Here is an 11,917-nt window from a genome sequence, read left to right on the forward strand (position 1 = left end):
CGTTAAGCCAGAGGAGGTGGAAAGAGCCGTAAACTTGATTAACAATCGTCCTCGAAAATGTCTTGACTATCGTACCCCGAATGAGGTATTCTATAAAGATAGATCAGACAGTGATGCAATTCAGACTTGAATTGGCCGTTTCAGAGCTTGCGTCTCACATCCTTGTTCTAATCTTAAGATCATGCGTTCCATTACAAATAAAATCGCACAACTAAGTAGGTTGCCGTATTGACGGAGAACTCCCCAACTATCGGCCACTTGTTCATCATTTAAATCTAGGGAAAGTTGCACTTTTTCAATAATTTTTGTCCCTCCAGGGTGAACCATCCATAAATCAATATCTTCCTTGGTTATCTCATGACTATTCAGAAAATTAGTAATAATTCGACCGACACCAGACTCAATATAATCAGGTAATTGACGGGACAGCAGACAGGTAATACCATTGTCTCTAATGCCTAAGGTAATGCCGTCTTCGGTATTTTCAGCCAGATAACTAAAATTATCCCGAATGATAAATTTTCCTCGACCTTGTATTTGTTCTGGTTCGTAGGCTCCGATTACTACTGCCGCACAACCATCACCAAAAATACTATGAATGATAATGTCATTTAAATCATCTTGAAAAACGGCATTAATAGAACTTAATTCTAAACAAATTACTAAAGCTTTATGCTCAGGGTTGGCTCTTACATGATCACAGGCTACTCGTAAACCATTCATCGCGGCTGCACAACCCATAAAATTAACTGGCACTCTAGCAATGTTGCGTCGAAGTCCTAAACTTTTAATTAATTGAGCATCTATACCCGGGGCCACAAAGCCTGTACTGGTGACGAATACGATTAGACCAATAGAATCCTCGATCTTTTCTGTACTCAAAGGATTATGATTTTTCTGTTGCTCCGATGCGGCTAAAATAACTCTTCTCGCCACATCTTCTGCTAGGGGAAGCCCATATTTTTCGTACATTTGCATTCGTTGTTCAATAGTTCCCTTTTCTCTACTAAAGTTAACAGTTTCTTCAGTTAATAAGTTAATAGCTAGATGCCTAGTGTCAATCCGGGTATGTTCGTAGATTTTTTCGATACGATGTTGATTCTTCTCTAGACCTTTGAGGTTAGCTAAAAATTTAGCGGCATCCGTTTGTTGGACAAGATTGCCCGGAGTGCCAGTGGCGAGACTTTCAATGACAGGTAAAAACTGAGAAGATTGCATGGCAAATATCAGAACCAGTTTAGGTATTATAGGGAGGGTTTCTGTCAACCAATTGCCTGGAAAGCTAGGGAAAAGTCTGGGTCTTTATTATATCCGTAAGATGCCCAATAATTTTCCCGAAACTTTCCGACAGAATTTCTGGTTTTTGTTGGCTCAAATTGAACCAATACCAGCCCAACCTTTGACAATATAGTCTAGGGTTGTTCTTAAGGCTTGCGGGTGAAAATGTTCTTTCAATAATCCCAACTCCTTCTCTTTGGCTAATCGGGATGGCACAGCTAGATAGTGTTTAATTAGCCCTGGTAGGCGGTCAAAAAAGAAGTTTTGAGGTGCCGCCCATTCAACTCCGAATTTTTCCGATTCTTCCCGGACAATATCTTCACTGATGATATTGGCAAAACCACTTTTTTGTTGGGGAAGAACGTGATGCACCCGGTGGGGAGCCAAGCCCGCCGAGAGAAAACAGTCAATATACTTATTACCTACCATGGTCAAATCGTAGGAATTTTTAATCTGCATAACCGCCCAATCTTGGGTTTCCCATTGAGGTGGTGCCATAGGATCTATTGGCGGTTCTTCGGCTTCAAAATCATGACTAGCCACAATCATAAAAGTGCTAATCCAGAGGGTAAGGAAAAACTGTGCTAACCAAGCCCAAAATTGACCGTACAGACAAAAGATAACCAGTTCGATTAATAGTAATAAGTGAATACCAAAACTACCTAAAAAATGGGGTAATCCCAGCTGCCAACTGCCATACATATTCTTAACACCTGCTTTAAAAGCGAGGATACATAATTCCATAATGCGAACAAACATTCCCGTAACCACATGACCTATTTTATGGAATGTATGTACTGGAACTCGATAAAAACGAGGCAATTCTAACATGAAGGTGAAAACATTCTTTTTGATATCAACATCGGTTTGGGTAAAAGGATGATGCAGTAAAGTATGACCGTCTATTACTACTAAAGCGAGGGGAACGTAGTTAATATCAAAAATATTGGCAAATACCTTGTTTAATCCCACTTGTGGCCGATGAATTAGGTAGTGACCTACCCCTGCTAGGGCAATTCTTAGCATAGCGATGAGAGGCACAAATAGGTAAATCGGCATATACTGTCTGGCCTCTAAGTACAGCCCCTGCACCACAAAATAGATAAGAAAAAGACAGATACTGATAACATTAAACAGAAAATCCATGCGCTCCACTTTCTGTTTAAATTCTGGAGAGTAAACTCTGGCTTTAATCTTATTAAGCAATTGTTCTGGGTTGCGGAAATCATAGCGAGGAGTATCCCGCCAACCATTAAAATGCTCTTTAAATAAGAAGGCAGGAGCGTTGTATTTAGGATGAATATGCTCTGGTCTTCCCTGTTGTCCAAGGGAATATTTTTGCAGGACTTTTTTGACTCTTTCAGGATTGGGATGAAAGATATTGACAATCGTGGTTATATCTCTGTTCTTGGTACGTCCAATAAAAAATTGTCCCCCCGGATGCTTGGCAATAAATTCCGTGAGATCATAGGCTTCTCCTTCATAAATCCAGACATTCGGCAAGGGTGTACCGTCGGGGGGATGGGGCGGTGGTTCGTTATCTCCTGGCAAGGGGGGCGGCATGAAGGGACTCACTCCACCTTGATTATGAGGCGCCCCCCGGCCGGCATCTGTGGGCGGCAATGAGGGCATCACTCCTGACTGATTAGGAAATGGTGTTGGTGCTGGGACGTTTTGGGGAGTATTGATTTTTTGTTCTGAGTTCATAGTAAATTTTCATCCTCGTTTGACTATATTTTCTCTGGCAGAATCCCGACCTAAGCTGGCGGGGAAAATCAAGATAACGCTCTCTTAAGTCTCTGGGGTTGTGTAGATAGGGATTGACCGAGTAGGATGGAATCTAAAAATGTTTTTTTGAGAAGTGCTAAAGGTAAATTCCCAGGGCTTATAGAGGGAAATAACTATGTTATCAGGGAAAAATTAGAAATTGCCAAAATTGTTGTATCTCAAAAAAACGGTATAAAAGTTCTTCGGCAACTATGACATTTCTGCTCTTTGGTAAGCAGACAAGCAACCGAAGAACCAGACCAATTAGGACTGACTACGTTCAAATACTCGTAAGATTAAATAACCCAAAGCGGCAATTTCTGGCGGTGAGTTTTGTAACATTCCCCCTAAAGCTTGAGCCTGTTCATCATTACCGAGTAATTGTTTTAAGAGTTCTTGATCTTGTTCTGTTAGACGCGGTAGATTGGCAGGTCCTGCCCCAGTCGGTGCAAAGGGCTGCGGTGTCCCCGGAGGATTGTTCTGGTGTCCACCAGGTGGAAACCCTTGATGCGCTCCGGGAGGAGGACTTTGAGGCACACCAGGAGGAGGGCTTTGCGGGGCAGCGGGGGGGGTGAGGATGTCTTGGTGTTAACATTGATTGATTTCTCCCTATACTTACTATTTAGTTTTTTTATTTTATTCTCACTATTTGCCAGTGATTCCAGATATTTTTTATTTCTTAATAATTTCCTCTCTTGAGCAAAAAAAGAGTTTTAATCAAGTGTCTAGTTGAGATAACTCCCAGAAAGTGGACAAAATCGGATACATTCATCTTTAAATGTGGACATAGTTGGAACTTACCGATAAAAATAGCCGTTGATAGTCAACCAGCACTAAAAAATTTACTTCATATTTGTTAACATAGTGCCATTTTTGACATTCCACTGCTTAACCTAATTTTTAGGGCAAAATTATCCCAAAACACCCGTGGTAAAAACAATGATTTTCTTGCAGACGATTACAAAAATTTACTCTCTAGGGGAAGTGAAAATTCCTGTTCTTCGGGGCATAGATCTGGAAATTCGGTCAGGGGAATACATATCCATTATGGGAGCTTCGGGTTCCGGGAAATCAACCTTGATGAATATTATCGGCTGCCTCGATCGCCCGACGGGGGGACAATATATTTTAGAAGGCAGAAACTTAAAGAACTTGGACGATAACCAACTGGCTTATATTCGCAATCAGAGGATTGGCTTTGTCTTCCAACAATTTAATTTATTGTCCCGCTCCACTGCCCTAGAAAATGTCATGTTGCCGATGGTCTATGCCAATGTTCCCAAGCCAAAGCGTCGTCAAAGAGCGATGCAAGCTTTAGCTAGAGTTGGATTGGCTAATTATCTCCACAATCGGCCTAGCCAACTTTCCGGGGGACAACAACAGCGAGTCGCCATCGCCCGGGCCCTAGTTAATCAACCGGCTCTGGTGTTGGCCGATGAGCCGACGGGGGCCTTAGATACACAAACTTCCCAAGAACTGATGGATTTACTAACCGAACTCAATCAACAGGGGATCACGATTGTGATTGTCACCCACGATCCTGATGTAGCTGCCCAAACTAGGCGGGTGATCCGTCTTCAAGATGGCTTAATCGTTTTTTAGGATGTACTGGCCTCAATCCCGTCGTAAAGCGGTAATCGGGTCTAAATGAGCGGCAGAACGGGCGGGAATTACTCCTGCTAACAAACCAACGATAAAAGATAAGCCAAATCCACTGACTATCGACCAACCTGATAAGACAAAGGGAAATCGGAAAATCTGGGCGCTACAGAGGGCGACTAAAATTCCCGATAATACACCGATGCCGCCGCCAGTCAGGGAAATCATCACCGATTCCGCTAAAAACTGCTGGAGGATTGCCGAACGGGTAGCCCCCACAGCTTTGCGAATCCCGATTTCCCTGGTGCGTTCCACCACGGAAACTAACATGATATTAGCGATGCCAATACCGCCGACTACTAAGGAAATGCCAGCGATCGCCACCAGCATCACTGTAAACAAACCCACTACCGTGGTCAAGGTTTTGACCACATCTGTTTGGTTTCTAATGCTAAAATCATCGGCTTGAGCAGCGGCGAGATTGTGGCGCTGACGCAAAAGATTAGTAATTTGATACTCGGCATTTTTCATCTGATCTTGCTGGTCAACTTTGACATAAATGCCGTTAACGGCCTTACCACTTAAAGAATTATTGCCCACCAGACGAGAAGACATATTGCTCAGAGGAATAAAGACCTGATCGTCGCGATTAATCGAACCTTCTGCACCTTTTGGCTCAAATACCCCAATAATTTCGTAACTATTTTTTCTTTCAATCCAAAGCTTTTTGCCGATAGGATTAGTATCATCGCCAAAGAGTTCTGTTAACAGAGTCGAGCCTAAAATCGCCACTGGTGTCGCCTGTGCCATTTCTTCCTCGGTAAAAAATCGACCTTGGCTGAGTTCTGTATTTCTGGCTTTCATGTAGTTGAGATCGATGCCCACCACATTAGTGGCATGATTGACCTCGCCCGCCACCACTGGTGCTGGACGCTGCAGATAGGCGGAGACCACCTGCACACCAGGAACTTGATTTTGAATAACTTTGGCATCTTCCCAGATTAAGGTACTACTGGAACCGCGGCCGAGACTAATCCCCCCGGTTCTGGCTTCTCCGGGTAAAATTTGTAAAACATTAGTACCTAGAGATTGAATTTTTTGTTCGGTGGCTTTTTGTACTCCTTGGCCTACGGAGGTGAGAGCAATCACGGAGGCAATGCCAATAATCACCCCTAACATGGTTAACAAAGTCCGCAGTTTATTACTCCAGAGGGCTTCGATCGCTATCGAGACAATTTCGCCGATCGCCACGGGATGAGGATGATTAGCCTGAACTATTTGTTTAGGTAAGTTAAGAGTCATTGAGTTCTATTTAATCTGGCTAAATATAGAGTTCTGAGCGGATAAAACAGATATTTTGGACTTATTTGTCTTTTTTATCTATAAATCACCTTATTTACTGTTTCTAGAAGAGATTAGGCTGTATTGACTGCGGCTTTCCCGTCCGATAGCATTGCCGATAAAAACCCTCACTTAGGGAAATCAATCGCTTCGCCATACTTTCCCAATAAGATTTTAGCGAGATTTTCCTTGACCTGTGCGTCAATTTCCGAAAAGATGGGGAGTAAGGCCTTTGCTGCCCCGTCGAGTAGAGGGGGGATATCCATCAAACAATAGACTGTGATATTTGTTACTATTTATTAAGCGTCAAAGTTCCCCCTGTGTCAAATCGAGACAGATAAGACAATGATGCTCTGTCTCCTGTTGTTTCCCTTTGGGTTATTCAATGACTGTTGCGACTTCCGAAAAACTTCCCATTGACTGGGTGACTCTCATCTACATGGCTTTTATCCACTTAGTGGCTCTTTTAGCCTTCTTGCCTGGCAATTTTAGCTGGGGTGCTGTGGGAGTGACATTGATTCTTTATTGGATTACCGGGGGTTTAGGAATTACCCTCGGTTTCCATCGTTTGGTTTCCCATCGGAGTTTTAAGACTCCCAAATGGTTAGAATACTTTCTGGTTTTGTGCGGGACCCTCGCTTGTCAGGGGGGTGCGATCGCATGGATAGGTTTACATCGTATTCATCATAAATATTCTGATACTGCTCCCGATCCCCACGATTCTAATAAAGGTTTCTGGTGGAGTCACATGGGTTGGATGCTGCACGAAATTCCTGCCGACGAAGAAATTGCCCGTTTTACCCAAGATATCGCCGACGATCCTTTCTATAAATTCTGTCAAAATTATTTTGTTCCTATCCAAATTGTTTTAGGCTTAATTCTCTATGCTATGGGTGGTTGGCCGTTTGTAATTTGGGGAATTTTTGTTCGCTTGGTCTTAGTTTTCCACTCCACTTGGTTTGTCAACAGCGCCACCCACAAATTTGGTTATGTTAGCCATGAGTCCCACGATAATTCTAAAAATTGTTGGTGGGTTGCTCTCTTAACTTTCGGTGAAGGTTGGCACAATAATCACCATGCCTATCAGTATTCTGCCCGTCATGGCCTACAATGGTGGGAAGTTGACCTGACTTGGATGACCATTCGTCTGCTGCAAATTCTGGGATTAGCTACTAATATTAAGTTACCCCCCACCACGGCAACGGCGACAGAAAGTTAGTTTTATCCAGTTGTTAAATAGATTATAAATCTAGCCGAACTTAAGTTTAAGTTCGGTTATTTTTTCTCCGACTTAACCCAAATCTGACAGCTTTTCCCACGGCACAACTGAGGAATATAGGTAATGCCAATCCTCCCCCAAAAAAAAGAATTAAGGACAGAATCCCTTTCATGAATGCTGCTGCTGCCGAACATTGACTGGGGAGAGCGCAACCCATCGGGCCAACAGCGAAGGATAACCAACCAAAAAAGAAAAAACACAGGGGAAATAAGAGGCAAAAAACCAGACCCCCCGCTAGACAGCCTAATCCATTGGCCTTTCTATTCGATTTCTTCCCTGTAACCATCTCTATCGCTAACTTTTTCTAAGCCATAGCATAAAAAGGTCAAACTAGCAACTTTTTTAACAAATACTTAATATTTACGCTGATGTGCCGGAAAGACCCCAGAGAACGTATATTAAAAGCTAATCCCCAAATTATAGTAAGTTTCTATGAAAAAAATCTCGATTTTAGGCTCTACAGGCTCGATCGGTACTCAAACTCTCGATATTGTCACCGATCATCCCGATAAGTTTCAAGTGGTGGGATTAGCCACGGGTAATAATATTCAACTACTATCGGAGCAAATTCGGCAATTTCGCCCGCAAATCGTGGCGATTAATAACGAAAGTCAACTAGAAGACCTAAAAAGCCTAATTTCCGACCTTGACTATACCCCGATTATCCTAGCAGGAAAGGAAGGAGTAATCGAAGTGGCCCGTTATGGCGATTCCGAAAGCGTCGTCACGGGAATTGTCGGTTGTGCGGGATTGCTGCCGACAATTGCCGCTATTACTGCCGGTAAAGATATCGCCCTCGCTAATAAAGAAACCCTGATTGCTGGCGGTCCGGTGGTGTTGCCTTTAGTGGAAAAACACCGAGTTAAATTATTACCTGCCGATTCGGAACATTCAGCTATTTTTCAATGTTTACAGGGAGTTCCCACTGGGGGATTAAAAAAGATTATTCTCACCGCTTCTGGGGGTGCTTTTCGGGATCTACCCGTGGAAAAATTGCCACAAGTAACCGTAGCTGATGCCCTCAAACATCCTAACTGGTCGATGGGCAGAAAAATCACCATCGATTCGGCTACTTTAATGAATAAAGGTCTAGAAGTTATCGAAGCTCATTATTTATTTGGTGTTGATTATAATGCGATCGATATTGTTATTCATCCCCAAAGTATTATTCACTCTTTAATTGAGTTACAGGATACCTCGGTTTTAGCCCAATTAGGCTGGCCCGATATGCGTTTACCCCTGTTATATGCCTTGTCTTGGCCCGAAAGAATTTATACCGATTGGGAACCTTTAAATTTAGTTAAAGCTGGTAGTTTAACCTTCAAAGAACCCGATCATCAAAAATATCCCTGTATGGGATTAGCCTACGCAGCTGGCCGGGCAGGTGGGGCAATGCCAGCAGTATTAAACGCGGCCAATGAACAAGCGGTAGCATTATTTTTAGAAGAAAAGATTAGCTTCTTAGATATTCCCCGGGTGATCGAAAAAGTTTGCGATCGCTTTACAATTCATAACACTTCTACCCCTAGCCTAGATGATATTTTGTCCGCCGATAATTGGGCGCGTCAAGAAGTATCTAACTGTCTGATTGCCAATCCGGTCTAGATAGTCTAGATCCTGTAGGGATGTTAACTATAATGTCTCTACAGGTCTAGGATAGAAAAATCACTAATTTCGGCTATTTTTTCTATTTAACTAGATTTATGATGATCATGACAAGAGTTGATAACCTTCAATAAACGTCGAAAATAAAGATTAAATTGCCTAAAATCAGGGTTTTCTTATTCTTTGTGTGATAAGTTTAACTTATATAGGATCGATCTTTGTGTCCTTTGTGTCTTTGTGGTTCGTTCTAGTCGCTCGCTGGCAGGACTGTATCTTAGAGTACATTTTACCCACCAAACTCAAGAGAGCCAAATCTGTAAATAGACCATTTAATTGACTATTATTCATTCTTAATTCTCCTGACTACTGACTCCTAACCCTAACAACAATTTTTGATTTTTACAATGAGGTCTAATGACCCTGAAGCTTTCTCAAAAATAAGATAAAATAAACAAGATAGCGGTTATTACTTTTAATTTTCTATGGTTACAACTTCTCTATCCCTCCCCGAAATCGCCAGAGAAACCCGTCAAGCGAGTCGTCAACTGGCTATCCTGACTAACGAAGAAAGGAATGAAGCTTTAGAGGCTATTGCTGAGGCTTTGACTGCCAATGCCGATAAGATACTAGAAGCTAATATCGCCGATGTTCAAACTGCCAAAGCGATGCAATTATCTCCGGCTTTATGTGCGCGATTAGAGTTAAGTCCGGGCAAATTAAAAGCCGCTATTGCCGGGGTGCGAGATGTGGCTAAATTAGCAGATCCTTTAGCTACTATACAAATTAATCGGCAATTAGATCAAGGTTTAATTCTTCGGAGAATAACCTGTCCTTTAGGGGTTTTAGGGGTGATTTTTGAAGCTCGTCCCGATGCTTTAATTCAAATTACCAGTTTAGCGATAAAATCCGGTAATGGCGTTATTTTAAAAGGGGGGAAAGAGGCGATCCGTTCTTGTCAAGCTTTAGTAACAATTATTCATCAGGCATTGAGTGAAACTAAAGTTAATCCGGCGGCGGTACGATTATTAACAACACGAGAAGAAATTCAGGAACTATTAAAACTTGAGCAATACATCGATTTAATAATTCCTAGAGGTTCTAACGAATTTGTGCGTTATATCCAAAATAATACCCGCATTCCCGTCCTCGGTCATGCCGATGGTATCTGTCATCTCTACATCGACAAAGAAGCTGATTTAAGCAAAGCAATTAGGATTACCGTCGATGGCAAAACCCAATATCCTGCCGCTTGTAATACCATTGAAACTTTATTGGTTCATCAAGACATCGCTAGACAATTTTTACCCGCAGTGGCCCAGGCATTAGAGGAAAAAAAGGTTAAATTATTGGGAGATGAAGCAACTCGTCAGATGATTAACGTACCATCGGCCACAGAACAGGACTGGCAAACAGAATATAGTGATTTAATCCTGTCAATTAAAATTGTCGATAGTCTAGAATCGGCAATCGAACATATTAATTATTACGGTTCTCGACACACGGAAGCCATTGTCAGCGAAAATTTTAACACGGCCAAAACCTTTAGCGATCGAGTCGATGCTGCCGGAGTTTTTCATAATTGTTCCACCCGATTTGCCGATGGTTTCCGTTACGGTTTTGGGGCCGAAGTGGGTATCAGTACCCAAAAAATGCCTCCCCGCGGTCCGGTGGGATTAGAGGGATTAGTGACCTACAAATATCAATTAGTGGGAGATGGTCATATTGTCGCCGATTATTCTGGGGAAAATGCCCAATCTTTCACTCACAAGGATTTATAGTCGAGAAAAAAGCAGATGTTTACAGGATTAATTCAAGCCTTGGCAACAATTCGGGTCGTGGATACTGATAGACTCTATTTGTCTGTATCCTCTGATACAATTCTCCAAGATTTAATTATTGGTGATAGTGTGGCTGTGGATGGGGTTTGTTTGACAGTTGAGGAAATTCTCCCAGAGGGTTTTCTGGCCACTGCTTCCCCGGAAACCCTACAGCGCACTACTTTAGGACGAAGAATTCACACAGAAACCAACGTTAACCTAGAAACCTCTCTGCGGGTGGGTAGTAAAATCGGCGGTCATTTTGTCACGGGTCATGTGGACGGTATTGGCTGTTTAGTCGAATCGATAATCGTGGCTAATTCTTGGGAAATGACCTTTGCTGCCCCTAGTTCCCTAGAAGAGCAGTGGAATAACTACATAGCTCGTTATATCGTCGGTAAGGGCAGTATAGCTGTTAATGGCATTAGTTTAACCGTGGCCGATTGTGATGCCTACGGTAGCTGGTTTAAAGTGGCTGTCATCCCCCACACCTACGCCGAAACCAATCTTTCCCATTTAAAATTAGGCGATTGGGTGAATCTAGAAGGGGATATTTTAGGCAAATATGTGGAAAAATTGCTAGGAATGCGCTCTTATCACGCTCCTAGTGAGATTAGCCTAGAATTTCTGGCTGAACATGGTTATTAGTTTTCCAGAAAAAGCCTTTTCAGCTATAAAATCAATTTTGCACGACTCGTTATATATATAGGGTTTGCGGCAAAAAGTTTTTCAGCAAACCCTATTTAGATCGGCCATCATCACTAAGTACCTAAGCAAAATTAATTACACATATCTAACCACCTCTTGCCTCTTGCCTTTTGCATGATTGCCTTTCTTCACTAGGAAATTTATTTTGCACGACTACTTATTACAAGAGAATATGCCATGAGGGAAAAAGCACTAGATTAAAGGTTTCAGCCCCTCTAAAAACGGCTAATGTAAGAAAACAGAATACTCCTTTAAACCCTGCTCTCTATGAAATTAATTTTCTCTTTACTTGCTGTACTGAGTTTCGTCCCTGCTATTGGTAGCGGGGTGTGGTTTCCCGTAGAAGCTCAAAATTGGTCCCGACATCAAGAAAACAATTTTCGTAAGTACCTAGGCAAAATTAATTACATACTCGCCTCCAAAATTGTCCAGCACTTTTTTAACGTAAGCGAGGAGGCTCTTTCGGTCTTTATAGGCGCTAAATTCAATCCATTCATATTTTAAAAATCTCCATAATATTTCA

The 11,917-nt window shown here is 42.2% G+C and carries 9 protein-coding genes and 3 pseudogenes; 6 read left to right on the top strand and 6 right to left on the bottom strand.

The window, feature by feature from the left end; all coding sequences use genetic code 11:
- Window positions 1-130: pseudogene (locus IM450_RS14835) on the top strand (IS30 family transposase); the annotation flags it as partial.
- Here IM450_RS14835 and IM450_RS14840 read toward each other — a convergent pair.
- From IM450_RS14840 to IM450_RS14850, 3 genes are all read right to left on the bottom strand, one after another.
- Window positions 121-1,218, bottom strand: coding sequence for a type III polyketide synthase (locus IM450_RS14840; RefSeq protein WP_287666956.1), 1,098 nt, complete (start codon window positions 1,216-1,218; stop codon window positions 121-123). The pseudogene IM450_RS14835 and the gene IM450_RS14840 overlap by 10 nt on opposite strands.
- Before the next feature lie 153 nt (window positions 1,219-1,371).
- Window positions 1,372-2,985 (bottom strand): cytochrome b5-like heme/steroid binding domain-containing protein, encoded by a 1,614-nt coding sequence (locus IM450_RS14845; RefSeq protein ID WP_002800019.1) that lies wholly within the window; start codon window positions 2,983-2,985, stop codon window positions 1,372-1,374.
- Window positions 2,986-3,309: 324 nt separating this feature from the next.
- Window positions 3,310-3,582, bottom strand: coding sequence for a hypothetical protein (locus tag IM450_RS14850; RefSeq protein WP_287666961.1), 273 nt, complete (start codon window positions 3,580-3,582; stop codon window positions 3,310-3,312).
- A gap of 402 nt (window positions 3,583-3,984) precedes the next feature.
- Here IM450_RS14850 and IM450_RS14855 point away from each other — a divergent pair, with 402 nt between their 5' ends.
- Window positions 3,985-4,647: an ABC transporter ATP-binding protein gene (locus tag IM450_RS14855; RefSeq protein ID WP_287666976.1), complete on the top strand. Its 663-nt coding sequence runs from the start codon at window positions 3,985-3,987 to the stop codon at window positions 4,645-4,647.
- A gap of 12 nt (window positions 4,648-4,659) precedes the next feature.
- Here the strand turns inward: IM450_RS14855 and IM450_RS14860 are convergent, their stop codons facing one another.
- Both IM450_RS14860 and IM450_RS22555 read right to left on the bottom strand, forming a co-directional pair.
- Complete coding sequence (locus IM450_RS14860) at window positions 4,660-5,946, bottom strand: ABC transporter permease (protein WP_287666963.1); 1,287 nt, start codon at window positions 5,944-5,946, stop codon at window positions 4,660-4,662.
- Window positions 5,947-6,152: 206 nt separating this feature from the next.
- Window positions 6,153-6,251, bottom strand: a pseudogene (locus IM450_RS22555) (aluminum resistance protein); the annotation flags it as partial.
- 119 nt (window positions 6,252-6,370) lie between these two features.
- Here IM450_RS22555 and IM450_RS14865 point away from each other — a divergent pair.
- From IM450_RS14865 to IM450_RS14880, 4 genes are all read left to right on the top strand, one after another.
- Window positions 6,371-7,204 (top strand): acyl-CoA desaturase, encoded by an 834-nt coding sequence (locus IM450_RS14865; RefSeq protein WP_002748596.1) that lies wholly within the window; start codon window positions 6,371-6,373, stop codon window positions 7,202-7,204.
- A 492-nt stretch (window positions 7,205-7,696) separates the two neighbouring features.
- A complete protein-coding gene (gene dxr, locus IM450_RS14870; RefSeq protein ID WP_287666969.1) occupies window positions 7,697-8,869 on the top strand; it encodes a 1-deoxy-D-xylulose-5-phosphate reductoisomerase in 1,173 nt (390 codons plus the stop codon).
- A 482-nt stretch (window positions 8,870-9,351) separates the two neighbouring features.
- On the top strand, window positions 9,352-10,647 hold the full coding sequence (gene proA, locus IM450_RS14875; protein ID WP_287666972.1) for a glutamate-5-semialdehyde dehydrogenase: 1,296 nt from the start codon (window positions 9,352-9,354) through the stop codon (window positions 10,645-10,647).
- A gap of 15 nt (window positions 10,648-10,662) precedes the next feature.
- Window positions 10,663-11,334, top strand: coding sequence for a riboflavin synthase (locus IM450_RS14880; protein WP_002800010.1), 672 nt, complete (start codon window positions 10,663-10,665; stop codon window positions 11,332-11,334).
- Window positions 11,335-11,784: 450 nt separating this feature from the next.
- On the opposite strand, the pseudogene IM450_RS14885 reads toward IM450_RS14880, so the two are convergent.
- Window positions 11,785-11,917, bottom strand: a pseudogene (locus IM450_RS14885) (IS630-like element ISMae24 family transposase); the annotation flags it as partial.

The sequence above is a fragment of the Microcystis sp. M083S1 genome (genome assembly GCF_020246405.1).
Taxonomy (GTDB): domain Bacteria; phylum Cyanobacteriota; class Cyanobacteriia; order Cyanobacteriales; family Microcystaceae; genus Microcystis; species Microcystis aeruginosa_C.